Origin of the sequence: Mumia xiangluensis, from assembly GCF_010994095.1 — a bacterium.
In the GTDB taxonomy this organism is placed as follows: Bacteria; Actinomycetota; Actinomycetes; order Propionibacteriales; family Nocardioidaceae; genus Mumia; species Mumia xiangluensis.
This window is the reverse complement of record NZ_WJYO01000003.1, coordinates 406,517-431,035: the sequence shown is the minus strand read 5'-3', so window position 1 is coordinate 431,035 and position 24,519 is coordinate 406,517. Positions and strand designations below refer to the sequence as shown.

Sequence of the window (24,519 nt, the reverse complement as noted above, 5' to 3'; positions counted from 1 at the left end):
TGACCTCCTGCCCGCCAGGTACCCAGGACGCTTCACGCTCACACCTGACGGGAGGGGCACCGATGGCTCAGGTCGCGGTGGGCTCCGGGTCGGCGCCGGGCGCAGGCGTCTTCGGGGGTACGGCGTCCGTGGGCGGCTCCGTCGGCGGGCCGGGCGGGGCCCCGTCGTCGCTCGCGGCGGCGACGGCGATCTGCTCGTTCACGTAACGCAGGACGGCGGCTGCCGTCGCCACGGCGGGTACGGCGAGGAAAGCGCCCGTGATCCCGAACAGCGAGCTGCCCGCGGTGATCGCGAGGAGCACGACCGCTGCCTGCAGGTCCATCGCCTTGCCCTGCAGCCACGGGGAGAGGACGTTGCCCTCGAGCTGCTGCACGGCCACGATGACGATGAGCATGATCACGGCGTCACGGAAGTCGTTGGTGACCAAGGTGACGAGGACGGCCAGCGCCCCCGTGACGAAGGCACCGACGATCGGGATGAACCCACCGAAGAAGACGATGACGGCGAGCGGGACGGCGAGCGGGACGTCGAGGATGACCAGGCCGAGGCCGATGAAGACCGCGTCCACGAACGACACGAGCGCCTGGGTCCGGATGAAGCCGCCGAGCGTGCTCCACGCACGGGTGCCGGCCTCGCTGATGTGGGTGCCGGCCCTCCCACCGAGCGTGCGGCGCAGCCACGGCAGGAACTTGTGCCCGTCCTTGACGAAGAAGAACGTCAGCATCAGCACGAGGACGGTGTTGACGATGACGTTGGTCGCGGCGCCGAGGGTCGAGAGGGCTCCGGCGCTGATGACGTCGGCGCTGTCGCGGAGCTTGTCCTGCAGGCTCTGGATCGCGTTGTCGAGCTGGTTCTCGGTGACGCCCAGCGGGCCGTCCTGGACCCAGTCCTGGATCGCCTGGAGGCCTCGGGCGCCCTCCGAGGCGATGTCCCCGGCCTGCCCCGCCACCTGTGGTGCCAGGACCGCGACCACTCCGGTGAGGACGGCGAGGAAGCCGAGCACGACGACCACGGCTGCGAGGGCTGCGGGCACGCCACGGTCACGGAGCCAAGCGGCCGGCGGCCCCAGCAGCGTGGTCACGATGAGGGCGAGCATGACCGGGTAGCCGATCATCCAGAACTTGCCGATGATCCAGCCCAGGACGAAGAGGCCTGCGGCGATGGCGATCAGCTGCCACGACCATCGCGCGAGCGTGCTGAATCCGCGGGAGAGGATGGCGGAACGGTCTCGGGTCACGCGACCGAGGCTAGGGCATCGGTCAACGCCATCACGGGAGGCGCCAGTCGACAGGCGCACTGCCGAGGTCGGTGAGCGCCGCGTTGACCCGGCTGAACGGGCGCGATCCGATGAACCCCCGTGATGCCGACAGGGGGCTCGGGTGCGGCGAGGCGATGACCGGGATGTCGCCGAGCAGGGGCTGCAGCGACTGGGCGTCGCGGCCCCACAACAGTGCGACCAGCGGCTGGTCCCGTGCGGCGAGGGCCTTGATCGCCTGCTCGGTGACCGCCTCCCAGCCCTTGCCCCGATGGCTCGCGGGACGGCCCGGCTCGACCGTCAGGACCCGGTTGAGCAGGAGCACGCCCTGCTTCGACCACGGGGTCAGGTCGCCCGAGGTCGGCTCGGGCACACCGAGGTCGGTCCGCATCTCCGCGAAGATGTTCATCAGGCTCCGCGGTATCGGTCGGACGTGCGGCGCCACCGAGAACGACAGGCCGACGGCGTGGCCAGGGGTCGGGTACGGGTCCTGGCCGACGACGAGCACCCTCACCGACGCCATCGGCTCCTCGAAGGCGCGCAGCACGCGGCGGCCCTCCGGAAGGTACGGGCGGCCGGCAGCCAGCTCCGTACGCAGGAAGTCGCCCATCGCGGCGACCTGTCCGGCAACGGGGGCGAGAGCCTCGGCCCAGTCGGGCGCGACGAGGTCTGCGAGGGGGGCGGCGGGCACGAGCCCCAGCGTAGTGCGGTCAGATCAGCGACAGCACGAGCACCAGCACGCCGAGACCGACGACGCCGAGACCGAGCACCAGCGGGATGGGTGTCGCGCGCAGCGGGAGGTCTGCCGCGATCCGCTTGTCGTTGTCGCGCCAGCGCAGGTAGCCGAGGACGGCGACGACGATGCCGACGGCGAGGATCGTCGTGCCCACGATGAGCGTCTGGCCCTCGCCGCCAAGGATGTCGCCGAGCTGCACGATGGCGGCACCGGCCGCCATGAGCGCGAGCGCGGTGCGGATGTAGGCGAGGTACGTACGCTCGTTCGCGAGCACGAAGCGCTGGTCGGTTCCGCTCATGGGGAAGAGTCTGCAACACAACGGACCGCTCGTGCGTCCATGATGTGTGACCATGACCGACCTGCCGCGCACCACGGACGCCGAGGCGTTCGTGCGCGAGCACGCGACGTGGCTGGTCCGTCTCGCGTACCTCCTCACGAGCAGCCGCGAGGACGCGCTCGACCTCGCGCAGGAGACGTGCGAGCGGATCTGGCGGTCGTGGGAGTCCGTCGTGGCCGCAGACGACTCGCGTGCGTACGCCGCGACCATCATGACCAACCTCCAGCGCAGCCGGTGGAGACGCAAGCGTCCGTTCGAGATCCCGTACGAGGACGCGAGGCACGACGCGCCCGCCCGCACGATGGGCTTCGACGAGGTCGACGCGATCCGCCAGGGGCTCGACCGGCTGTCCGACCGCCAACGGAAGGCGATCGTGCTGCGCTACTGGCTGGACCTCGACGACGTGACGATCGCCGAGGCGCTCGGGTGCCGTCCGGCCACGGTCCGCAGCCTCCTGGCACGCGGCATCGCTCGGCTCCGAGACGTGCTGGACGACGACTCGTACGACGGGAGGCCGTCGTGAGCGACGAGTGGAAGCGCCGGCTCGATGCGCTGGCAGCGCAGGCGCCCGACGGCGACGAGCTGGTGGATCGATGGCAACGCGGCCGCCGACGCCCGTCGGAGACTCCTCACCGGCGGCTCGCCCCGGTGCTCGCGGTGCTGGTGGCCGCGACCGTGGTGGCCGTCGCCGCCGTCGGTCTCTCCGGACTGGGCGGCAACCCTGCCGGGCCCGCAGCCGACCGCGTGGCCGTCACGGCGGGCACCGCGGGAGACCCGCCGGCGCCGACAGCACCAGGTAGCGACGCGCCGGTCAGCGCCCGAGCGATGACCGTCCAGACCCGCGAGGTCGGTCGCGGCCGGCTCGTCGTCGCCGTCCCGGTGGGGTGGCGTGCGGAGACGCCGCACTGCGGCACGATCACGACCGACGGCTACTACTTCTGGATCGGCGCCGCCCGGGCGTGCCGCGCCGCGCCTTCCCCCGGCGTGGTCTCGGTCCGCATCGAGGCGCTGTCGGCGATTCCCGAGGGGCGGCCCGATCCGCGGGCCGACCGCGTCGAGAACGGCGTCGCGTACGGCCTGGGCCAGCGTCGTGACGGGATCCAGGACGTGGCGGTGATCGCCTCCGCGCAGGAGGACGTCCGGATCGTCGTGCAGGGGCCGCCGGCCGCGGTCCGCGACGTCGTCTCGACCGCCCGGATCCTCCCGGACGGCGAGATCACGGTGCCCGAGCTCACGATGGGGGTCAGCGGAGGTCTCCCGGGAGCCACCGCCGAGCCGACGTGGCTCGAGATCGAGAAGCGCCTCACGAAGGCCGGGCTGCGGTTGGACGCCCGTACGCGCGGTGGTGCTGGGGCCGGTGACCAGCGGCTCCGCGTCACGCCGCCCCCCGGCACGGTGGTCGAGGTCGGCAGCGTGGTGCGGGTCGACATCGTCGCTCGGCGCTAGCCGGGCACGTCGGCCTGGCGCGCGTCGACCGCGGGGCGCAGCAGCAGCGGTGCGACCAGCCCGGCGGCCACGCAGCCGGCCACCGGGAACCAGAACGCCGCCGTCAACGGCATCACCGCCGTCAGGACGCCGATCAGCGCAGGTCCGGCGAGCAGTCCGACGTACCCGAACCCGGCGACGCGGGCGACGTTCGTGCCCGACCGAGCCGGGTCGAGGTGGCCCGCCGCGGAGAGGAACTGCGGGACGCATCCCGAGAGGCCGATCCCGAACACGGCCCAGCCGACGACGGCGAGGGGCACCGACGGCGCGAGGGCGGCCGTGGCGAGCCCGGCCCCGGCGAGCAGCGCTCCCGTTCGGACGAAGGTCGCGCGGCCCACGCGCGTCACGACCCGGTCGGTGAGCAGACGGCCGATCGTCATCATCAACGAGAACGCTCCGAACGCCCACGCCGCCGTCGACTTGTCGGCGTCGAGAACGTCGTGCAGATGCACGGCCGACCAGTCGCCGGCCACGCCTTCAGCGAGGAAGAGTGCGAACGCCAGCGCAGCCAGACCGGCGACCTGGACGGTCCAGCCGCTGGTGCGCTTCGCCGTCTCGGTGCCCTGGGCTGCTGGCACCACCGGCGTCCGGGGTGCACGCCAGACCGACGACCGCGCAGCCACCGAGAGGAGCAGGCCCGTGCCGGCGAGCACGGCCGCGGTCGCCGGGAGCGGCACGCCTACCCTGATCGCGAGGCCTCCGACGACGGCGGCGAGCAGGCCGCCCACCGAGTAGAAGGCGTGGAAGGTCCCCATCACGTGCCGCTCGTAGGCGCGCTCGACCTCGACGGCCTGGGTGTTCATGGAGACGTCCAGGATCCCGTTGGCGAGCCCGAGGAGAACGAGGCCCGCTGCCAGCTGGTACGGGTCTCGCGCCAGCGCCGGACCGAGGATCATCACACCCATCACCGCGCCGCCAGCGAGCTCGACGGGAGCTGACCCGATCGCGTCCGCGAGCCGCCCGCCGAGCTGCATCCCGACGAACGCCGACGCGCCCATCAGGAGGAGCAGCCATCCGAGCAGGACGGTGTCGATGCCGGCGCGGTCCTGGATGGTGGGGATGTTGACGACCCACACCCCGATGGTGAATCCGTTCAGGACGAAGAAGGCGCTGGTCGCGACCCGGGCTCGGCGGAGGGCTGTCACCGCACGAGCCTACGTGCGCCGCTCGTGAGGGGTGCCGCGGGTTTGCTCTCCCGCTAGACTGGGAGGGCTCAGGGTTCCTGGCGCGTTCTGGTGGAGGGTAGGCGCGCCAGTGTCGGCCTACCCTGAGGACCTCTGTGTCACCCCTGACCGCATACCGGCGACTCTTCGCGCTCGCCGGACCGGCCTACGTCGTCGTCGCGTTTCTCGGACGGCTCCCGCTGGCGATGAGCCAGATGGGCACGCTCCTGCTCGTCTCGTCGACCACCGGCTCCTACACGCTCGGCGGCCTCGCCGCGGGTGCTCTGGCCGTGGCGAACGCCATCGTCTCCCCGATCGCTGGAGCGACCGCCGACCGCATCGGCCAGCGCCCCGTCGTGCTGGCTCAGTCCTTCGCCGGCGCGGCCGGGCTCTCCGCCCTCGTGCTGCTGACCCAGGCGGGTGCCGCCGGCGGCTGGCTCGTCCTCGTCGCCGGGATGACTGGCGCCGCCATGCCGCAGATCGGCCCGCTGGCCCGCGTACGGTGGCGCCCCATCACCGGGCGGGCGGGACGCGAGTCGCCCCAGCTCGTCGACGCCGCGTTCTCGTACGAGGGTGCCGCAGACGAGGCCTCGTTCGTCCTCGGTCCCGCCCTCGTCGGTGCCGTCGCCGTCCTCATCGATCCTGCGGGGTCGCTGCTCGTCGCGGCCGGTCTCCTGGTCGTGTTCGGCGGCTGGTTCGCCCTCCACCCCACGGCGGCGCTCGTGCGCGGGTCTCGTGGTGGCGCCCGGACGAAGGCGCGGATCCTGTCCGCCGCATTCGGTGTCCTCGTCGTCGCTCAGCTGCTCGTCGGTGTCCTCTTCGGCTCCGTGCAGACCGGCGCCACGGCACTCGCGACGGCCGAGGGCATGCCCGGCGTCGCTGGCCTCATCCACGCGATGCTCGGTGTCGGGTCCGTCGTGGCGGGACTGTCGATGGCGTGGGTCCCGGCACGGATCGGGTTCGACAAGCGCATCCTCGTCGCGGCCGGTGCCCTCGCGGTTCTCTCGGCGCCGCTCGTGCTCGTGCACAGCGTCGGTGCGATGGTCGCGGTCGTCCTGGTCCTCGGCTTCGCCGTCGCCCCGTACATGATCAGCAACTTCACGCTCGGCGAGCGGATCGTCCCGATCAGCCGCGTGGGTCAGGCGATGACCCTGCTCGCGGGCGCGACCGGCATCGGGTACGCGGTCGGCTCGACCGTCGCGGGTCGGCTCGCCGACGCCGGCGGGTACGCCCCCGCGCTCGGGGTGACGGTCACCGCGGCGTGGCTCGCGCTGATCGTGGCCCTCGCCAGCCAGCGCACCCTCGCAGCAGCGCCGCAGCGCTGACGGTCGGAGACCCCTCCGTCAGCGGTCGAGCGCGGACCGCAGGCCGTCACGGACCTGCGACCACTCGTCGTCGGTCACGCTGTAGATCACGGTGTTGCGCCACGAGCCGTCCTTGCGTGGCTTGTGCTTGCGCAGCAGACCCTCGCGGGTCGCGCCGAGCCGCTCGATCGCGGCCTGGGACTGCTCGTTGCGCTCGTCGGTCTCCCACGCGACGCGCACCGCGCCGAGGGTGTCGAAGGCGTGCGTGAGCAGCATCAGCTTGGACTCGGTGTTGATGCCCGTGCGCTGGAAGCGCTCGCCGAGCCAGGTGCCGCCGATGATCAGCGAACGCCGCTCCGGGTTGATCTCGTAGAACGTCGTGATGCCGGCGAGCTCGCCGGACTTCGTGTCGACCTGCGCCCAGGCGTTGGTGTCGGGCATCGCGAGATAGCGGGCGACGACCGCTTCAGCCTCCGTCAGCGTCGTCGGCCGGTCGAACGACATCCACGCGAAGACGTCGTCGTCGCCCGATGCGGCAAGCACCCCCTCCGCGTGGTGCGGGCGCAGCTGCGTGAGGGTGACGTGATCGCCGAACATGTCCTGGGCTTCGTACCACTGACTCGGTCGCATGCTTCGACCCTAACGAATGGTCAGTCGACCGGACGCGTCCGCTTGCCGTGCGGCTCGAGCACCGTCTCCAGGTCCTCGAGGAAGCCCTGGGCCCACTTGTCGACGTCGTGCTCCATCACCTGGCGACGCATCGCCCGCATGCGCTTGGCCTTCTCCTTGGGCGGGTCGGAGATGGCCTTGAGCATCGTCGCCTTCATGCCGTTGATGTCGTACGGGTTGACGAGGTAGGCCTGCTTCAGCTCGGCCGACGCGCCGGCGAACTCGCTCAGGACCAGGGCCCCGGTGTCCTCGTAGCGGCAGGCGACGTACTCCTTGGCGACGAGGTTCATGCCGTCCCGCAGCGGCGTGACGACCATGACGTCGGCCGCACGGTAGAGCGCGGCCATCTCCTCGCGCGGGTAAGAGGAGTGCAGGTACGTGATCGGCGGCTGCCCGATCCGTCCGACGTCGCCGTTGATGCGTCCGACGATGCGGTCGATCTCGTCCCGCAGGCGGCGGTACTGGTCGACCCGCTCGCGCGACGGCGGCGCGACCTGGACGAACACCGCGTCCGCCGGGTCGAGGATTCCCTGCTGGGCAAGCTCACCGAAGGCGCGCAGGCGCTGCGGCATGCCCTTGGTGTAGTCGAGGCGGTCGACGCCGAGGAGGACGAACTTCGGGTTGCCCAGACTGGCGCGGATCTCGTCGGCCCGGGCCTGCGTGGACGGCTTGCGGGCGAGGTTCTCGAAGTAGACCGAGTCGATCGAGATCGGGAACGCCTTGGCCGTGACCGTGCGGCCGTTCTCGAGGTAGATCGTGTCGCGGTGCGTCTTGCTGCCGACCCGCTGGCGGACGAGGCGGACGAAGTTCTGTGCGGCGCCGGTCGTCTGGAACCCGACGATGTCCGCGCCGAGGAGACCCTCGAGGATGCGGCGGCGCCACGGCAGCTGGGTGAACAGCTCCGCGGGCGGGAACGGCACGTGGAGGAAGAAGCCGATGCGGAGGTCGGGTCGCAGCTCGCGCAGCATCTGCGGCACGAGCTGGAGCTGGTAGTCCTGGACCCACACCACGCCGTCCTTCTCGGCGATGACAGCGGCGTACTCGGCGAATCGACGGTTGACGGCCACGTAGGAGTCCCACCACTCTCGGTGGAACTCCGGGGTCGCGATCACGTCGTGGTAGAGCGGCCAGAGGGTGGCGTTGGAGAAGCCCTCGTAGTACTCACCGACCTCCTGGTCGAAGATCGGGATCGGGACCAGCTGGACGCCGTCGAGGTCGAACGGGTCGAGCTCCTCGTCGGGAGCGCCGCTCCACCCGATCCACGCGCCGCCGAGCTTGCGCAGCACCGGCTCCAGCGCCGTGACCAGCCCGCCCGGGGACGTACGCCATGCGGTGCTGCCGTCGGGCATCTGCACCCGGTCGACCGGGAGACGGTTGGCGACGACCACGAACGACGCCGACTGCTCGTGTCCTCGCAGGCTCCGGGCAACCGTCTCGGACACGTCATCGCTCATGGCACGACCCTATCCGCGATCACCTGCCGTTGGCAGACCTGCGCCCGCGTCGGACGTCAGCCGACGCGCGAGCCGATCTGCTCGCGGATCTCGTCCATGAGCGCCATGATCTCGACCGTCTCGTCGAGCGGGAGGAGCGGCGACTCGGTCAAGCCCTCGCGGAGGCACCGCCCGACCTCCTCGATCTCGTGCGCGTAGCCCGCGCCCGTCACCGGCTCGGCGATCTCGTCCGCCTCCCAGTTGCGGGCGTACGTGAACGACTGCGGGTGGTGGAAGGGAGACGGCAGCTCCAGCCGACCGCCGTCCCCGGCCACGGACGCGCGGGTGTCCGGCCAGCCGATCTGGGTCCAGCTGATCGAGGCGATCGCACCGTCGGCGTAGCGGAGCGTGGCTCCTCCGGCGAGGTCGACGCCCTGCTCGCTCAGCGTGGCGGCGGCACGGAGCTCGACCGGTCGGCCGAGCATCAGGTAGGCGAAGGTCAGCGGGTAGATGCCGACGTCGAGCAGGGCGCTGGCACCGAGCTGCGGGTCCCACAGGCGTGCCTTGTCGCGCGGCGCGACGAACCCGAGGTCCGCGCGCACGTGCGTGACCGTGCCGCAGGCGCCCTCGGCCGCCATCGACCGCACCTTGCGGATGTTGGGGTTGGTCCGCATCCACATCGCCTCGGCGAAGAAGAGCCCACGACGTCGGGCCTCGTCGACCAGGTGCTGGGACGAGGCGGCGTCGAGCGTGAGCGCCTTCTCGCACAGGACGGCCTTGCCCGCGTCGAAGCACGCGAGGACGTCCTCGGTGTGACGGCCGTGGGGCGTCGCGACGTACACGACGTCCACGTCGGGGTCGGCGAGCAGCTCGGCGTACGACCCGTACGCCACGGGAGTCGCCGCCTCGGTCGCGTACTCGTCGGCGAAGGCCTGGGCGGGTCCGAGGGAGCGGGACCCGACCGCGTGGAGCGCGGCGTCGTCGACGAGTGCGAGGTCACGTGCGAAGGAGTGGGCGATGTCCCCGGTGGCGAGGATGCCCCAGCGGATGGTCTCAGCAGGCATGCGGCCATCATGGCGGCAAGACGGCCGCTCGCCACGCCGAGCGCGGGGAATGCCACCAGTGTGATTCGCCGACCTACGATGGGGCTATGGATTCCGGGTCTCGATCGACTGCGTCGCCTCGACCAGCAGAAGAGGACTTCGCGCGTCCACCAGCAGAAGAGGACTTCGCGCGTCGACCCGCGGAGGAGGACTCCTCGGGGCTGTCCGAGCGGGACGAGGCGATCCTCGCCTTCGAGCGCGGCTGGTGGAAGTACGCAGGCGTGAAGGAGCAGGCGATCCGTGCGGAGTTCGGGCTCTCCGCCACCCGCTACTACCAGGTCCTCAACGCCGTGATCGATCGTGAGGACGCGCTCGCTCACGACCCCTTGCTCGTCCGGCGGCTGCGACGCCTGCGCGCCAGCCGCCGCCGTACCCGAACCGCGCGTCGGCTGGACGCGGACGCCTAGGAGTCGTCGTGACCGAGACCCGTGAAGACCGCCCGGTCGACGACCGGCCGCGCGTCACCGCCCGCACCCGGGTCAAGCCGCGCGGCGTCCCCTCGGTCGCGCTGCTGGGCGCGATCCTGGTCCTCGCGGTCGCCGCCGTCGGCCTGCTGGTCGGCAACGACCCCGAGGATCCTGCCCCGGTCGCCGCCCCGTCCGCGACGCCGACGCCGTCCCCCGAACCCGCCCCCGACACCGCGGCCGCTGCTCCGACCACGGCACCGCCCACGACCGCCGAGGTGCCGCGCGCCTTCGTCGAGGTCTACAACAACTCCGGCGTCACCGGGCTCGCCGACAGCACCGCCGGGCGCGTCGAGGACGCCGGCTGGAAGGTCGTCGGCGTCGACAACTGGTACGGCAAGATCCAGGAGACGACCGTCTACTACCCGAAGAAGCTCAAGGAGCAGGGGGAGCGCCTGGCCGCGGACCTGGGCGTCGACCGAGTCCGCCCGGCGATCGAGCCGATGAAGTTCGACCGGCTCACGCTCATCCTGACCGACGCGCCCTAGTCTGTCGGGGTGCTCGCCCCCCGCCGCTCGCTGCTCTACTGCGCGCTCCCCGGCGCGTACGGTGCGCTTCTCCTCGGCTGCCTGGCGTTCACGCCGTCCTTGCTGCCGCGCCCGGCGGTCTTCCAGGGCATGGTCGCGGGCGTGACGTCAGCGATCGGCTACGGCGTCGGCGTGCTGGCGGCGTACGTCTGGAGGGAGCTGGTCGAGCGGGAGGCCCGCGAGCCGTCGCGACGGTCCTGGGCGGTCTTCGCGGGAGTCGCCACCGTGGGCGTCGTCGCGTCGCTGGTGCTCGGGTGGCGCTGGCAGCACGAGGTCCGGACGTTGATGGGGATGCCCGACGAGCCGTGGCCGTGGCTGCTGGTGATCCCGTTCGTGTGGGGTCTCGTGACGCTGCTGCTGGTGATGCTCGGGCGGGCGACTGTCTGGGTCTACCGGCGTCTCGTACGCCTCCTCGACCGCGCGCTGGGCGAGCGCGCTGCGAAGGTGATCGGTCTCGCGGTCCTGGTCGGCCTGCTCGTGGCCGCCGTCGACGGTGTGCTGTTCGAGCGCCTGCGCGCAGGTGCCGACGACGTCTTCTCCTACCGCAACCTGCTGACGCCCGACGGCATCACCCGGCCGGTCGAGCGGGAGCGCTCCGGCAGCGACGCGTCGCTGATCGCGTGGGACACGCTCGGCCGCGAGGGGCAGGTGTTCGTCGCATCGGGACCGCGAGCCGCGGACATCGCTTCCTACACCGTCGGCAGAGCCACCGGCGGCGCAGCCACGGGTCGTACGGCGGCCGAGCCCGTGCGCGTGTTCGCAGGCCTGGCGTCGGCCGGGGACGTCACGGACCGTGCAGCACTGGTGGTCGACGACCTCGTCCGCGCGGGCGGCTTCGAGCGGAGCAGGCTGCTCGTCACGACGACGACCGGCTCCGGGTGGGTCGAGCCGACCTCGGTGGCGGCGTTCGAGTACCTCGGCGGAGGCGACACGGCCACCGTCGCCCTCCAGTACTCGTCGTTCCCGTCCTGGATCTCCTACCTCGTCGACCAGGAGCAGGCGCGCGACGCGGGGCGCGAGCTCTTCGACGCGGTGTACGCGCGCTGGTCGGCGATGCCGGCCGACGCGCGGCCCGAGCTCTACGTGTTCGGGGAGAGCCTCGGGTCATTCGGCGCCGAGGCGGCGTTCAGCGGTGCGTACGACCTCGCGAACCGCACGAGCGGGGCACTGTTCGTCGGCCCGCCGAGCTTCAACCCGCTGTGGGGTCGCTTCGTCCGCGACCGCGAGGCGGGAACCACGGAGATCCTTCCCCAGTACCGCGACGGTGCCCGGGTCCGCTTCGCGCGACGGGCCTCCGACCCCGTCCCGCCGAAGGGGCAGCCCTGGGACGGACCGCGGATCCTCTACCTCCAGCACGCGTCGGACCCCATCGTCTGGTGGAACCAGGCTTTGCTCCTGACCCGGCCGGACTGGCTGGGGGAGGAGCGCGGACCCGACGTCCTCGACAGCGTGCGCTGGATCCCGCTCGTCACCTTCTGGCAGGTGACGGCCGACATGGCGCTCGGGACGAAGGTCCCCGCGGGTCATGGCCACGTCTACGCCGGCGAGCACGTGGACGCCTGGGCGACCATCCTGCGCACTCCCGGCTGGACCCCGGAGGAATCGCGTCGCCTCCGCGCCCTGGTGGCAACGACGGAGTAGCCGGCACGCCGCCGTACCGCGCCTGGGATGATGGGTCGCATGGCCCTCTCTGCCGTCCCGGCGCCTTCTCCCCGTACGCAGGCTGGGACCGCTGCGCTCGCCTCGCTGCTCAGCGATCCGGAGCACGCGATGCTCGCGTTCGACTTCGACGGGACGCTGTCGCCGATCGTGGACGACCCCGAGCAGGCGCACGCCAGCGAGCGCTCGCTGCAGGCGCTGGAGCGGATCGGGCCCTGCGTGGGCAAGCTCGCCGTCGTGACCGGGAGACCGGTCCGCACGGCGCTGCGCCTCGGTGCGTTCGCCGAGCGCGAGGGGCTCGCGCACCTGTCGATCCTGGGCCAGTACGGAGCCGAGCGGTGGGACGCCGAGACCGGCGTCGAGTCAGTACCGCCGCCGCCCGAGGCTGTCGCGGAGGTCCGTGCCGCCCTCCCCGCCCTGATCGACTCGCTCGGGCTCACGGGGGTGCGGATCGAGGACAAGCAGCGCGCGGTCGTGCTGCACACGCGCGGGCTCCCCGACCCGGCCGGCGCCCAGGCGATCCTGGAGGGGCCCGTGGCGGAGCTCGCCCAGGAGCACGGCCTCGCCGCCGAGCCCGGCAGGCTCGTCGTCGAGGTTCGCGACCCCTCCGTCGACAAGGGCGGAGCGCTCCGGGGCCTGATCTCGGAGACCGGGGTGCGGACCATCGTCTTCGCCGGCGACGACCTCGGTGACCTTCCCGCGTACGAGGCCCTGACGGCCATGCGCGAGGGCGGCGACGTGGAGGTGCTCCTCGTGGCGGTCGCCTCCGACGAGCAGACGGTGCTGGTCCCTCGGGCCGACGTCGTCGTCCACGGCCCCGACGAGCTCGCGGACTGGCTCGAGCGGCTCGCGGATGCGCTCGGCTGCTGAGCGGCTCGGGCGCGCCCTCGAAGCCTGGACGCTTCGACGCAGCCCGGCCGGTCTGCTCTCCGCGGCCGCGTTCTTCTGGTTCTCGTTGCAGCCGTCGCTGCTGCCGCGTGAGTGGCTGCTGCAGGGCGTCCTGTCGGGAGTTCTGACGGCGATCGGCTACGGGCTCGGCGTGCTGCTCGGAGCGGCAGGACGCGCCCTCGTCGGCCGTGTGCGCCCCGGCGCGGTCGTCGCGCTGCGCAGCCGTCGTGTGCGGCTGTGGCTCCCGGCGCTCGCAGCGCTGGCGGTCGTGCTGACCTATGGCGAGAGCGTCGAGCGACAGACCTGGACGTATGAGCGGCTGGGCATCGACCAGCCCGCCGGTCCGCTCCTCGGAGTCCCGCTGGTCGCGCTGGTGGTCCTCGCGGTGATTGTCGGTGTGGCGCGGGCGCTGCGGTGGGTGCGCGACGTCCTCGCCCGTCGCGGCCGCCGGCTTCTCGGCCCCGTCGTCGCCTCGGTCCTCGCGACGGTCGTGACGACGGTCGCGCTCGTCGCCGCCCTCAACGCGTGGGCGTACCAGCGCACGCTCGACGGGCTCAACAGCTCACTCTCGTTGTCGGACACGGTCCTGACGCCGTTCGACCCGGAGCCACCGGAGACCTCGTACGCCACAGCGGGGCCGGGATCGGAGGTCGCCTGGGACGGGCTGGGTGACCAGGGACGCACTTTCCTCGGCCGCCGACCGGCCGCGGAGCAGATCACGGAGCTGACCGGGGAGCCGGCGCTGGAGCCGATCCGCCTGTACGTCGGGCGCGGCACCGCCGACTCCGTCGAGGACCGTGTCGCGGTGCTTCTCGACGAGATGGACCGCACGGACGCGTGGGAGCGCCGGGTCGTCGTCATCAACGTCCCGACCGGCACCGGCTGGATGAACGAGCAGCTCTTCGTGCCGCTCGAGTACTTCTTCGACGGCGACTCCGCCGTCGTCGGCATCCAGTACTCGCACCTGCCCAGCCCCGTCGCGTACCTCATGGAGCAGGACGCCGCGATCGTCACCGCGCGGGCGATGCTCGACGCCGTGGGTGAGCGCCTCGACGCGCTGCCGGAGGCGGAGCGACCCCTGCTGGTGATCACGGGCGAGAGCCTCGGGGCGTACGGCGGGCAGGGCGCCTTCGCGGACTTCTACGCGATGACCACCCGGGTCGACCGGGCCCTGTGGGTCGGCACACCGGCGTTCACGCAGCTGCGCCGCACGGCGGAGCAGGACCGCGTGCGCGGATCGCGGCAGGTCGCTCCGGTGATCGGCGACGGCGGCACGATCCGCTTCGCGAACCGCGTCAGCGATCTCGCGGGGTCGTCGCCGCGTGTCACGTACCTGCAGAACGCCGACGACCCGATCGTCTGGTGGGAGCCGTCGCTGGCGTGGGACGAGCCCGACTGGATCCGCGAGCGGCGTGACCCGTCGGTCTCCCCGTACCTGCGGTGGTGGCCGACCGGCACGTTCTTCGCCCTGGCGCTCGACATGGCGGTGGGCAACGACTTCGACGAGGGCAACGGGCACCTCTACGGCACGCAGCCGCTCGACGCGTGGCGCACGATGCTGCCGCAGGACGGCTGGGACGACGCGCGCGTCGAGGCGCTGCGCGAGCGGCTGCGCGGGGTGCGCTGATGCCGTCGGCCGAACCGTTGCTTCCGCACACCGCGTGGACGCGGGTGCGGACGGCGGTGAACTGGATCAACCTCTCGACGGTGCTCGGGCTGCTGACCGCGTGGGTCGGCGGGGCCCAGATCCGCAGGCGTGGACGCGGGACGTACGTCGCCACCGGCTACCGCTGGCGGATCCCGGCGGCGTCCGCGTTCACCGTCGGCAGCGTCATCGTGTCGCGGCACGGCGAGGAGCGCTTCGCGCGCAGGCCGGCACTGCTCCTGCACGAGGACCGCCACTGCACGCAGTACGCGTGGTGCCTCGGCCCGGTGATGCTCCCGCTCTACTTCGCAGGCGTCGGCGTCTCGTACGTCGTGGCCGGCGACCACTGGTCGTACAACCCGTTCGAGCGGCTGGCGGTGCTCGTGGACGGCGACTACCGCCCGAATCCGCCGCGCTGGCGCCGCTGATCGTCCCCTCTCCCCAGCGTTGGTGCCTCAGTGGTCACCGCGACGACCTCGGTGACCACTGAGCGACCAACGGTGCGGGTGGCGGTGACGGTGCGGGTGCCGGTGTCCGGATAGTGGACCGAGTGGACGGTATGTGAGACGGCCACGTAGGCTTGCGAACAGCTCATCACGAGGGGCGGAGGGACACGGCCCGACGAAGCCCCGGCAACCACCCGGCGATGCTCGCGCACACTGCGAGGCCACGCCAGGGGATGGTGCCAATTCCGTCCTGTGGCGAAAGTCGCGCGCAGGAGAGATGACGAGGAGGCCTCGTGAGCGCGAGCACCCTGGAGTCCACAGACTGTACGACCGCCCGTCCCGGAGCATTCGGCAACGCGATCGGCCTGGTCTGCCGCGCATGCGGCACCGAGCAGGAGCTCGGCCCCCACTACGCCTGCATCGAGTGCTTCGGCCCGCTCGAGGTGGCGTACGACTTCGGCACGATCACCCGCGAGCAGATCGAAGCCGGACCCAAGAGCATCTGGCGCTACCAGCCGCTGCTGCCGGTCCCGGCCGACATCGCGTCGTTCCCCAACACCGATCCCGGCTTCACCCGTCTCGTGAAGGCTGACAACCTCGCCCGCGAGCTCGGCATGAAGAACCTTTGGGTCAAGGACGACTCGGGCAACCCGACGCACTCCTTCAAGGACCGCGTCGTCGCCGTCGCCCTCTCGGCCGCCCGCGAGCTCGGCATGAAGGTCCTCGCGTGCCCGTCGACCGGCAACCTCGCCAACGCCGTCGCCGCTGCCGCTGCGCGCGCCGGCATCAAGAGCGTCGTCTTCATCCCGGAGAACCTCGAGCGTCCCAAGATCCTCACCACCGCGGTGTACGGCGGCACGCTGGTCGCGGTCCGCGGCAACTACGACGACGTCAACAAGCTCGCGAGCGAGATCGCCGGCGAGGAGGAGGGATGGGCGTTCGTCAACGTCAACGTCCGCCCGTACTACGCAGAGGGTTCGAAGACCCTCGCGTACGAGACCGCCGAGCAGCTCGGCTGGCGCATCCCCGAGCAGATCGTCATCCCGGTGGCGTCCGGCTCCCAGCTCACGAAGGTCGACAAGGGCCTCACCGAGCTCGGCAAGCTCGGTCTGGTCGAGGCGACGCCGTACAAGATCTTCGGCGCGCAGGCGACCGGCTGCTCGCCGGTGGCGCAGGCCTTCCGTGACGGGCACGACGTCGTCCGCCCGGTGAAGCCGGACACGATCGCCAAGTCGCTCGCGATCGGCAACCCCGCGGACGGGCCGTACGTCCTCGACACCTGCCGCCGTACGGGTGGTGCCGTCGAGGACGTCTCCGACGACGAGGTGCGCGACGGCATCCAGCTGCTCGCCCGCACCGAGGGCATCTTCGCCGAGACCGCCGGCGGCGTCACGATCGCGACGCTCAAGAAGATCATCGCGACCGGGCAGCTCGACCCGGAGGCGGAGACGGTCGTCTTCAACACCGGCGACGGCCTCAAGACGCTCGATGCGATCGCCGACCGTGTCGGCCCGGCCGCCACGATCGACCCCACGTACCCGGCGTTCACCGCCGCCAACCTCGTCTGATCGAGAGGACACCATGAGCGTCTCCGTCCGCATCCCCACGATTCTTCGCACGTACACCAAGGGTGACTCCGAGGTGACGGTCGAGGGCGACGACGTCGCGTCGGTGATCGACGCGCTCGAGGCGTCGTACCCGGGGATCAAGGCGCGCGTCGTCGACGAGACCGGTGCGATCCGCCGGTTCGTCAACGTCTACGTGGGGACCGAGGACATCCGCTTCGCCGAGGGTCTGGGCACGACGGTCCCGACCGGGCAGCAGGTCTCGATCATCCCCGCGGTCGCCGGCGGCTGCTGACCGTCACTGCTTGACGGCCTGGAGCGTGTAGCTGGCCGCCATCCGCTCCGGGTGGTCGGCCAGCCGGTACTCCCCACGGTGCTCGGGGTGCGGTGCCATCAGCCCCGGCAGCGCGTCCCACGGGACGGAGTCGTGCTCGGCGAGTCCGGTCACGGCCAGCCCGTGGTCGAGCAGCGCCGTCACCACGTCGGCGAGCGAGTGGATCCACTCACGGCTCGGCAGCTCCTGCAGCGCGGCGTCCGTCTCCACGTACGTCTCGGCGGTGGTGAACACGAGCGGTTCGGACTGGTGGAAGTACGGGTAGGCCAGCGCGGCCTGGCCGTCGACGACGTCGTACGCCATCAGCATCGGGTGGCCCTCCCGGAGGAAGAGGCGTCCTCCTGGCCGGAGCAGGTCGCTCACGACGCGGGCCCAGCGGTCGATGTCGGGCAGCCAGATGATCGCGCCGATGCCGGTGAACACCAGGTCGAACCCGTTCGCGCCGAGCAGCTCGACCGCGTCGTAGACGTCCCCCTCGACGTAGTGCACCTCGGCGCCCGTCCGCGCCGCCAGGGCACGTGCCTGGTCGAGCGAGGCCGGCGAGAGGTCGAGCCCGACCACGTCGCTGCCGAGCCGGTGGAGGCTGAGGGTGTCGGTGCCGATGTGGCACTGGAGGTGCACAGCGCGGAGACCGGCGACGTCGCCGAGCCGGGGGAGGTCGAAGCGTACGACGTCGCTGAGCGCGGTCGGGTCGTCGTACCGTCGGAGGTCGTAGGCGGACGAGGCAGCGTGGACGGGCGCGCGGTCGTCCCACATGGCGCGGTTGACGGCGAGGTAGTCGTCGGTCATGACGCCACCGTCCCACGTCTCACGACCCGACGAGCCCCGTCGTCGGACTGGAGGCGAGGGCCGACTCGCGCCGGGGGATGCGGCCGGCACCTCGCGCCGTACGCCCCGCGCGTACGGCGCCCGCGATCGCTGCGGCCATCGCGGGCGGGTCCTCGGCTCGTGTCACAGCAGTGGCGCACAGCACCGCGTCGCACCCGAGCTCCATCGCCAGGGCGGCGTCCGACGCGGTCCCGATGCCGGCGTCCAGCACGACCGGCACCTCGACCGCCTCGGTGATCGCGGCGATCGCGCGCGGGTGAGCGATGCCGAGGCCGGACCCGATCGGCGAGCCGAGGGGCATCACCGCCGCACACCCGAGGTCGGCGAGCCGCCGCGCGGTGACGAGGTCGTCGTTGGTGTACGGCAGCACGACGAAGCCGTCGCGCACGAGCGTCTCCGCCGCGTCGAGCAGCTCGACGACGTCGGGGAGGAGCGTGACGTCGTCGGCGACGACCTCCAGCTTCACCCAGGACGTGCCGAGGGCCTCGCGCGCGAGCTGGGCGGTCAGCACCGCTTCACGTGCCGTCCGGCAACCAGCTGTGTTCGGGAGCAGGCGGGCACCGTGCTCGCGCACGACGTCGAGCAGCGACCCCGGGGCGTCGGTGCCCACGCGGCGGATCGAGACGGTGACCAGGTCGCTGCCGCTCGCCGTGAGGCAGCGTCGGAGCACCTCGGGGCTGGGGATGCCACCGGTCCCGAGGAACAGGCGGCTCTCGATCGTCGTGCCGGCGACGACGAGGGGGTCGGGTGCGGTGTCCTGCACGAGGTCAGCCTCCTTGGACCGCGGTGACGACGTCGACGTCAGCGCCGTCGGGGATCGTGTGGTCGGCCCACTCCGAGCGCGGGACGACGGCGCCGTCGACGGCGACCGCGAGATCCGTACGCCCGAGGTCGAGCCTGTCGACCAGGGTGAGCACCGTCGTCGGTCCAGGCAGGACATGGTCGGAGCCGTTGAGCCGGATGGTCATCGTGCCTCCTCGAGGGCGAAGCGGAGCGGGTCGGCGGTGTCGGCGCCGGCGGGCGGTGCGTCACCTGCGACGAGCGCGGCCACGACGGCAGCCGTCCACGGCGCGAGCAGGACGCCTCCGCGGTGGTGACCGCCGGCGACGAGGAGTGCGTCGACGCCGGTCTGTCCCACCAGCGGGACGTGGTCCGGCGTCGCTGGGCGGAGGCCGGCGGTGGCCTCGACGAACGTGGCGTCGCGCAGCTCGGGAACGACCTCGATCGCATCGTGGAGCAGATCGTGCACGGCTTCGAGAGTGACGGCGGTGTCGTGCCCACGCTCCAGGCTCGTGGCTCCGACGACGACCTCACCGTCGGACCGTGGGACGAGATAGACGGAGCGTCCACGTACGTCGGCGCGCACCGTCCGTGCCAGCGTGGGCCGCGGCGTACGGACGCGCAGGATCTCGCCCTTGACGGGGCGTACGGCGGAGCGCAGCCACTCGGGCGCGCCGCAGGTCGCGGACAGGCCCACGCCGTTCGCGACGACGACGACGGCGTGCCGTCGGTGCCGGCCGGTGCGGTGCGTACGGACCCCCGTCGCGACGCCGGCCTCGGTGACGACGTCGACCGTGTCCTCGTCGAACGCGACCTCGCGCCGCGCGCACGCCGTGAGCAGCGCGGCCACGAGCGTCCGGTTGTTGACGCTGTGGTCGGTGCTCACCTCCGTGACCGAGTGCAGTCCTGGGTGGAGCGCGGGCTCGAGGGCGCGCACCTCGCGCCGCCCGAGCGGCCGGTGAGCGATCCCGGCGGCCGCCATCAGCGCCTGGACCCGTGTCTGGGCCCGGGCGTCGTCGTCAGTGGCGGCGACGAGGAGCGTGCCGTCGGTACGCAGCTCGGGTCCCCATCCGGCGTCGGCCTCGAGGTCGCGCGCGACACCGGGCCAGCGGGCGAGGGAGTCGAGGCCGAGACGCAGGAGCGACTCCTCGCCGAACCACGCCTCACCCGCCGGCGAGAGCATCCCGGCGGCGGCCCAGGAGGCCCCGCGAGCGGGTGCGGGGTCGTACACGGTGACGCGGTGCCCGCGGCGGCCGAGCGTCCACGCGACGGTCAGGCCGATCACGCCGCCGCCGACGACGGCCACGGTGGGGAGGGACGACGGCACTGCTCCTGCCTTCCTTCGCCGGCATGACCCGGATCAGGTTCGACGGTCGGAGCGGCATCGGCTCCCTCTCAGCCCTTGGCCAGGGCTCCCGTGGGGACGTCCGCACCGTAGGCGGCAGGAAGGGGCGGCGTCAAACGGCGCCGGGACTGCGTCGAGCCGAGCAGGACCCCGGCGATCACGACCGCGCCGAACGCCAGCTCCAACGGGTGCAGGTGCTCGCCGAGGACGATCGCGCTGGCGCTCATCCCGACCACCGGGACGAGCATCGAGAACGGGGCCACGGTGCTCGAGGGGTAGCGCGTCATGAGGATCGTCCAGAGCCCGGACCCGAGCACCGTGCCGATGACGACCGTGTAGACGATGCCGAGCACCGCGGGCAGTGCCTCGGCGGTGAACGAGGTCGCGAGAGACTCGCCGATCCGGTCCGGCCCCTCGACGAGCAACGCCACCGCGAGCATCGGGATCGGCGGGACCACGGACATCCACAGCGTCAGGTGGAGCGGGTTCGACGGGCGGGCCTGCCGGTTCGCGAGGTTGCCGAACGCCCAGCCGAGGGCGCCGAGGAGGGTGAGCACCACGGGGAGGAGCGCCGCGGTCTGCGAGCGGTGCCACGCGACGCCGGCCAGACCCAGGATCGCGATGACGATGCCGAGGACCTGGCGCCCGGTGAGCCGCTCTCGCAGCAGGACACCGGCGAGCACGACGGTGAAGGGCGCCGACGCCTGCAGGACCAGTGACGCGAGACCCGCAGGCATCCCGGCCTCCATCCCCGCGTAGAGGAAGACGAACTGCGCGATGCCGAAGCCGACGCCGTACCCGATCAGCCAGCGCAGGCGCACGTCCGGACGCGGGACCAGCAGGATCGTGGGGATCGCCAGCAGGCCGAAGCGCAGCGCGACGCAGAACATCGGGGGGTACTGCTCGAGCGAGGCGTGGATGGCGAGGAAGTTCAGTCCCCAGCAGATCGCCACGAGCACGGCGAGAGAGCGGTCGCGGTTCGTCACCCGATCAGCCTGCGGGTTGTCGTGGATGAAGCACAAGCGACTATTGCTTCGCTAACGTTGTAGCGTCGCTTCATGAATGACGGTTCGATGGGTGTGATGGGGATCGACGTCGACAAGCTCGCGACGCTGCGGGAGCTGGCCGAGCGGGGGAGCATCACCGCGGTCGCCGACGCGACGTACAGGACTCCGTCCGCGGTCTCGCAGGCGATCAAGGCGCTCGAGCGCGATCTGGGGGCGGTCCTCGTCGTGCGCGAGGGGCGCGGCGTGCGGCTGACCGACGCCGGCGCGTTGCTCGCCGAGGGCGCGGTCGAGGTCGCCGAGGCCGTCGCGCGGACCCGGGCGAGGTTCGAGGAGTTCCGCGGTGACGTGAGCGGCGAGGTGGCGGTCACCGCGTTCCCGAGCGGTGCGGAGATGCTGCTCGCGCCACTGCTGCCGCGGCTCGCTGCCGAGGCACCTGGCGTCACTCTGCGGCTGAGCGACCTCGACCTGGCGGAGTACGAGCTCGCTGCCGCGACGGCCGACCACGACCTCGTGCTCGGGCACTCCGTCCTCGCTGTGCCCGACCCGGCGACGACGCGACTGCACGTGACTCCGCTGCTGCGCGAGCCGCTCGACGTCGCCGTGGCGGCCGACCACCGGCTCGCCGCGCGTGACGCCGTACGGCCGGAGGATCTCGTCGACGAGCCGTGGATCGGCGTCCCCGTCGGTCACCCGTTCGACCTGCTGCTGCCGATGCTCGCGGTCGGCGGGCGGCCGCCACGCGTCGTGCAGCGCTTCCTCGACAACCATGTCGTCACCGCGTTCGTGGCCGCCGGTCAGGGCGTTGCGCTGCTGCCGCGGCTGTGGCGACGTGCGGCCGAGGCCCAGGGGGTCCGGCTCCTGCCGCTCGAGGGCGTACGCGCCGGCCGGCACGTGTTCGCGCTCGCCCGTCCTGACCGTGCCGAGCGAGCCGCCGTACGCCGGGTGCTGGCCGTCCTGGAGGACGTCGCCGCGGAGCTCGGCTGAGGTGTCAGCGCGCGACGCGCGCCCACAGGTTCTGCATCTCGCCCGAGGTCGACCGGTCGATCCACTCCAGAGCGACCGGGAGACCCCCGGGCGTTTCGAGCACGCGCGTCCCGTCGCCGACGAACCGAGGGACCACGTGGAGCAGGACCTCGTCGAGGAGCCCCGCCTCCAGCAGTCGCCGGGAGGTCACGGCGCCGAGCACGACGACGTACCTGTCGCCGGCCGCCTCGGCCGCGACCGCGTACGCCTCCTCGACGGTGCCGGTCACGTGCACGTGATCCTCGCTCGCCGGCACCTCGTCCGGGTCGTGGGTGTGGATGACGATCGGGCCCTCCCAGGCGCCGCCGTACGGCTTGCTGGTGAGCTCGTCCACCTCCGCGGGCTGCGTGTCCGGCGGCTGCCAGTGCGCGGTCCGGCCGCCGACGAGCATCGCGCCGATGTTCGAGATCACCCGGTCGACGACCGCGTTCTCGCCCATGGCCGGCTCCAGGAGGAAGCTCATCTGCTCGTCGGGTCCGGTGATGTAGCCGTCCAGGGTCGCGGTGGCGTGGTAGATCGAGGTCGCCATCGACAGGTCCTTCCGTCGGGGTGTGGATCAGTGACCGTCCGGCCAGTCTGAACTCATCGACCGAGGCCCGCCCTTTGCACTCTCGAGGTCCGAGTGCTAAAAATGGCATTAGCACTCGTCTCTGGCGAGTGCCAAGCACGAACGGGCCAGGACGATGAGGTCCGAAGGTCGCGGCGGGAAGGGTTCGCCGTGGACGCGGGTCGTCCGTCGCGGGCATCCCCTGGTCCATCCACCTCTACGCGGAGGAATCGCGGGAGCATGCCGAAGACCATTGCATTCAACGAGGAAGCCCGTCGCGGCCTCGAGCGCGGGATGAACACCCTCGCCGACGCCGTCAAGGTGACCCTCGGCCCCAAGGGCCGCAACGTCGTCCTCGAGAAGAAGTGGGGCGCCCCCACCATCACCAACGATGGTGTGAGCATCGCCAAGGAGATCGAGCTCGAGGACCCCTACGAGAAGATCGGCGCCGAGCTCGTCAAGGAGGTCGCCAAGAAGACTGACGACGTCGCTGGCGACGGCACCACCACCGCCACCGTGCTCGCCCAGGCGCTCGTGCGCGAGGGCCTGCGCAACGTCGCGGCCGGCGCCAACCCGATCGCGCTCAAGCGCGGCATCGAGAAGGCCGTCGAGGCGATCAGCGCTCAGCTGCTCGGGATGGCCAAGGACATCGAGACCAAGGAGCAGATTGCTTCGACGGCCGCGATCTCCGCTGCTGACCCGACCGTCGGCGAGATCATCGCCGAGGCGATGGACAAGGTCGGCAAGGAAGGCGTCATCACCGTCGAGGAGAGCAACACCTTCGGCCTCGAGCTCGAGCTCACCGAGGGCATGCGCTTCGACAAGGGATACATCTCCCAGTACTTCTACACCGACCCCGAGCGCATGGAGGCGGTGCTCGAGGATCCCTACATCCTCATCGCCAACTCCAAGATCACGAACGTCAAGGATCTCGTGCCGGTCCTCGAGAAGGTCATGCAGTCGAGCAAGCCGCTGCTGATCATCGCCGAGGACATCGAGGGCGAGGCGCTGGCCACCCTGATCGTCAACAAGGTCCGTGGCACGTTCAAGTCCGTCGCCGTCAAGGCTCCGGGCTTCGGCGACCGCCGCAAGGCCATGCTGACCGACATCGCCATCCTCAGTGGCGGCGAGGTCATCAGCGAGGAGGTCGGCCTCAAGCTCGAGAACGCTGACATCTCGCTGCTCGGCACGGCCCGCAAGGTCGTCGTGACCAAGGACGAGACCACCATCGTCGACGGCGGTGGCTCGGAGGACCAGATCACCGGACGGGTCAACCAGATCCGTGCCGAGATCGAGAACTCCGACTCGGACTACGACCGCGAGAAGCTGCAGGAGCGCCTGGCGAAGCTCGCCGGCGGTGTTGCGGTCATCAAGGTCGGCGCGGCCACCGAGGTCGAGCTCAAGGAGCGCAAGCACCGCATCGAGGACGCCGTCCGCAACGCGAAGGCTGCCGTCGAGGAGGGCATCGTCGCCGGTGGCGGCGTCGCGCTCGTCCAGGCGACCGCCGCGGCGTTCGAGAAGCTCGAGCTCGAGGGTGACGAGGCCACCGGTGCGCAGATCGTGCGCTCGGCCTCGACCGCTCCGCTGAAGCAGATCGCGGTCAACGCCGGCCTCGAGGGCGGCGTCGTGGCGGAGAAGGTCCAGGGCCTCCCCGCAGGCCACGGCCTCAACGCGGCGACCGGCGAGTACGTCGACCTCATCGCCGAGGGCATCCTCGACCCGGCCAAGGTGACCCGTTCGGCGCTGCAGAACGCAGCCTCGATCGCGGCTCTCTTCCTCACCACCGAGGCCGTCGTCGCCGACAAGCCCGAGAAGAACGCTCCGGCCATGCCGGGCGGCGACATGGGCGACATGGGCGGCATGGGCTTCTGATCCCAGAACCCACCGCCTGAGCTCACGCTCAGCACCCCGTACGGCGCCCCGTCGGTCCTCGGACCGGCGGGGCGCCGTCGTGTTTCCCCGGGGTTGGCGCGAGG

Annotated in this window: 26 protein-coding genes and 2 riboswitches; of the genes, 13 read left to right on the top strand and 13 right to left on the bottom strand. The window is 71.7% G+C overall.

All coding sequences use genetic code 11. The features are described 5' to 3' along the window. Positions 1 to 67 precede the first annotated feature (67 nt). The 3 genes from GH747_RS12410 to GH747_RS12400 are packed head-to-tail and all read right to left on the bottom strand — an operon-like array spanning position 68 to position 2,289. Positions 68 to 1,237 (bottom strand): AI-2E family transporter, encoded by a 1,170-nt coding sequence (locus GH747_RS12410; RefSeq protein WP_228552910.1) that lies wholly within the window; start codon positions 1,235 to 1,237, stop codon positions 68 to 70. A 31-nt stretch (positions 1,238 to 1,268) separates the two neighbouring features. Next, on the bottom strand, positions 1,269 to 1,946 hold the full coding sequence (locus tag GH747_RS12405) for a uracil-DNA glycosylase (protein WP_149769880.1): 678 nt from the start codon (positions 1,944 to 1,946) through the stop codon (positions 1,269 to 1,271). 19 nt (positions 1,947 to 1,965) lie between these two features. Further along, positions 1,966 to 2,289 carry a DUF202 domain-containing protein gene (locus GH747_RS12400; protein WP_163695558.1) on the bottom strand — a complete coding sequence of 108 codons (324 nt, stop codon included), beginning with the start codon at positions 2,287 to 2,289 and terminating at the stop codon, positions 1,966 to 1,968. 52 nt (positions 2,290 to 2,341) lie between these two features. Between GH747_RS12400 and GH747_RS12395 the strand changes: the two genes are divergently transcribed. Both GH747_RS12395 and GH747_RS12390 read left to right on the top strand, forming a co-directional pair. Next, on the top strand, positions 2,342 to 2,851 hold the full coding sequence (locus GH747_RS12395; protein WP_149769878.1) for a sigma-70 family RNA polymerase sigma factor: 510 nt from the start codon (positions 2,342 to 2,344) through the stop codon (positions 2,849 to 2,851). Further along, on the top strand, positions 2,848 to 3,774 hold the full coding sequence (locus GH747_RS12390) for a hypothetical protein (RefSeq protein WP_149769877.1): 927 nt from the start codon (positions 2,848 to 2,850) through the stop codon (positions 3,772 to 3,774). The genes GH747_RS12395 and GH747_RS12390 overlap by 4 nt, the downstream gene beginning before the upstream one ends. Here GH747_RS12390 and GH747_RS12385 read toward each other — a convergent pair. Continuing rightward, entirely contained in the window at positions 3,771 to 4,958 is a 1,188-nt protein-coding gene (locus tag GH747_RS12385; protein ID WP_149769876.1) for an MFS transporter, read from the bottom strand. The genes GH747_RS12390 and GH747_RS12385 overlap by 4 nt on opposite strands. A gap of 134 nt (positions 4,959 to 5,092) precedes the next feature. Here GH747_RS12385 and GH747_RS12380 point away from each other — a divergent pair, with 134 nt between their 5' ends. Continuing rightward, positions 5,093 to 6,301, top strand: a complete 1,209-nt coding sequence (locus GH747_RS12380) for an MFS transporter (RefSeq protein WP_149769875.1) — start codon at positions 5,093 to 5,095, stop codon at positions 6,299 to 6,301. A gap of 18 nt (positions 6,302 to 6,319) precedes the next feature. Here GH747_RS12380 and GH747_RS12375 read toward each other — a convergent pair whose 3' ends face one another. From GH747_RS12375 to GH747_RS12365, 3 genes are all read right to left on the bottom strand, one after another. Beyond that, the gene (locus GH747_RS12375) at positions 6,320 to 6,910 is read right to left on the bottom strand and encodes a GNAT family N-acetyltransferase (protein ID WP_149769874.1); all 591 of its coding nucleotides are present in this window, start codon (positions 6,908 to 6,910) and stop codon (positions 6,320 to 6,322) included. Positions 6,911 to 6,930: 20 nt separating this feature from the next. Continuing rightward, on the bottom strand, positions 6,931 to 8,391 hold the full coding sequence (locus tag GH747_RS12370; protein ID WP_377035978.1) for an alpha,alpha-trehalose-phosphate synthase (UDP-forming): 1,461 nt from the start codon (positions 8,389 to 8,391) through the stop codon (positions 6,931 to 6,933). Positions 8,392 to 8,459: 68 nt separating this feature from the next. Further along, complete coding sequence (locus GH747_RS12365) at positions 8,460 to 9,446, bottom strand: Gfo/Idh/MocA family protein (RefSeq protein WP_149769872.1); 987 nt, start codon at positions 9,444 to 9,446, stop codon at positions 8,460 to 8,462. Positions 9,447 to 9,532: 86 nt separating this feature from the next. Here GH747_RS12365 and GH747_RS12360 point away from each other — a divergent pair, with 86 nt between their 5' ends. From GH747_RS12360 to GH747_RS12325, 8 genes are all read left to right on the top strand, one after another. Continuing rightward, a complete protein-coding gene (locus tag GH747_RS12360; protein WP_149769871.1) occupies positions 9,533 to 9,892 on the top strand; it encodes a DUF3263 domain-containing protein in 360 nt (119 codons plus the stop codon). A gap of 8 nt (positions 9,893 to 9,900) precedes the next feature. Next, entirely contained in the window at positions 9,901 to 10,437 is a 537-nt protein-coding gene (locus GH747_RS12355) for a LytR C-terminal domain-containing protein (RefSeq protein ID WP_149769870.1), read from the top strand. 9 nt (positions 10,438 to 10,446) lie between these two features. Beyond that, the gene (locus GH747_RS12350) at positions 10,447 to 12,117 is read left to right on the top strand and encodes an alpha/beta hydrolase (protein WP_149769869.1); all 1,671 of its coding nucleotides are present in this window, start codon (positions 10,447 to 10,449) and stop codon (positions 12,115 to 12,117) included. Positions 12,118 to 12,156: 39 nt separating this feature from the next. After that, positions 12,157 to 13,005, top strand: coding sequence for a trehalose-phosphatase (gene otsB / locus GH747_RS12345; protein WP_205602917.1), 849 nt, complete (start codon positions 12,157 to 12,159; stop codon positions 13,003 to 13,005). Next, positions 12,989 to 14,650: an alpha/beta-hydrolase family protein gene (locus GH747_RS12340; protein WP_149769867.1), complete on the top strand. Its 1,662-nt coding sequence runs from the start codon at positions 12,989 to 12,991 to the stop codon at positions 14,648 to 14,650. The genes otsB and GH747_RS12340 overlap by 17 nt, the downstream gene beginning before the upstream one ends. After that, positions 14,650 to 15,096, top strand: coding sequence for a hypothetical protein (locus tag GH747_RS12335; RefSeq protein ID WP_149769866.1), 447 nt, complete (start codon positions 14,650 to 14,652; stop codon positions 15,094 to 15,096). The genes GH747_RS12340 and GH747_RS12335 overlap by 1 nt, the downstream gene beginning before the upstream one ends. A 160-nt stretch (positions 15,097 to 15,256) precedes the next feature. Further along, positions 15,257 to 15,398, top strand: a riboswitch (SAM riboswitch). A 9-nt stretch (positions 15,399 to 15,407) separates the two neighbouring features. Further along, positions 15,408 to 16,682, top strand: a complete 1,275-nt coding sequence (gene thrC, locus GH747_RS12330) for a threonine synthase (protein WP_149769865.1) — start codon at positions 15,408 to 15,410, stop codon at positions 16,680 to 16,682. A gap of 13 nt (positions 16,683 to 16,695) precedes the next feature. Then, the gene (locus GH747_RS12325; protein ID WP_149769864.1) at positions 16,696 to 16,974 is read left to right on the top strand and encodes a MoaD/ThiS family protein; all 279 of its coding nucleotides are present in this window, start codon (positions 16,696 to 16,698) and stop codon (positions 16,972 to 16,974) included. Positions 16,975 to 16,977: 3 nt separating this feature from the next. Here GH747_RS12325 and GH747_RS12320 read toward each other — a convergent pair whose 3' ends face one another. From GH747_RS12320 to GH747_RS12300, 5 genes are all read right to left on the bottom strand, one after another. Next, positions 16,978 to 17,802 carry a class I SAM-dependent methyltransferase gene (locus GH747_RS12320; RefSeq protein WP_149769863.1) on the bottom strand — a complete coding sequence of 275 codons (825 nt, stop codon included), beginning with the start codon at positions 17,800 to 17,802 and terminating at the stop codon, positions 16,978 to 16,980. A gap of 19 nt (positions 17,803 to 17,821) precedes the next feature. Next, on the bottom strand, positions 17,822 to 18,604 hold the full coding sequence (locus GH747_RS12315) for a thiazole synthase (RefSeq protein ID WP_228552909.1): 783 nt from the start codon (positions 18,602 to 18,604) through the stop codon (positions 17,822 to 17,824). Positions 18,605 to 18,608: 4 nt separating this feature from the next. Then, complete coding sequence (gene thiS, locus GH747_RS12310; protein WP_149769862.1) at positions 18,609 to 18,809, bottom strand: sulfur carrier protein ThiS; 201 nt, start codon at positions 18,807 to 18,809, stop codon at positions 18,609 to 18,611. Beyond that, positions 18,806 to 19,948 carry a glycine oxidase ThiO gene (thiO, locus tag GH747_RS12305; RefSeq protein ID WP_149769861.1) on the bottom strand — a complete coding sequence of 381 codons (1,143 nt, stop codon included), beginning with the start codon at positions 19,946 to 19,948 and terminating at the stop codon, positions 18,806 to 18,808. Before thiO ends, thiS begins: the two co-directional genes overlap by 4 nt. After that, a riboswitch (TPP riboswitch) is annotated at positions 19,942 to 20,050 on the bottom strand. It overlaps the preceding gene by 7 nt. Next, the gene (locus tag GH747_RS12300; RefSeq protein ID WP_149769860.1) at positions 20,017 to 20,952 is read right to left on the bottom strand and encodes an EamA family transporter; all 936 of its coding nucleotides are present in this window, start codon (positions 20,950 to 20,952) and stop codon (positions 20,017 to 20,019) included. It overlaps the preceding riboswitch by 34 nt. A gap of 72 nt (positions 20,953 to 21,024) precedes the next feature. Between GH747_RS12300 and GH747_RS12295 the strand changes: the two genes are divergently transcribed. Then, a complete protein-coding gene (locus GH747_RS12295) occupies positions 21,025 to 21,957 on the top strand; it encodes a LysR family transcriptional regulator (RefSeq protein ID WP_205602916.1) in 933 nt (310 codons plus the stop codon). 4 nt (positions 21,958 to 21,961) lie between these two features. On the opposite strand, the gene GH747_RS12290 is transcribed toward GH747_RS12295, so the two are convergent. After that, positions 21,962 to 22,525, bottom strand: coding sequence for a dihydrofolate reductase family protein (locus GH747_RS12290; protein WP_149769859.1), 564 nt, complete (start codon positions 22,523 to 22,525; stop codon positions 21,962 to 21,964). Positions 22,526 to 22,783: 258 nt separating this feature from the next. On the opposite strand from GH747_RS12290, the gene groL reads away from it, so the two are divergent. Beyond that, positions 22,784 to 24,415 (top strand): chaperonin GroEL, encoded by a 1,632-nt coding sequence (groL, locus tag GH747_RS12285; RefSeq protein WP_149769858.1) that lies wholly within the window; start codon positions 22,784 to 22,786, stop codon positions 24,413 to 24,415. Positions 24,416 to 24,519 lie beyond the last annotated feature (104 nt).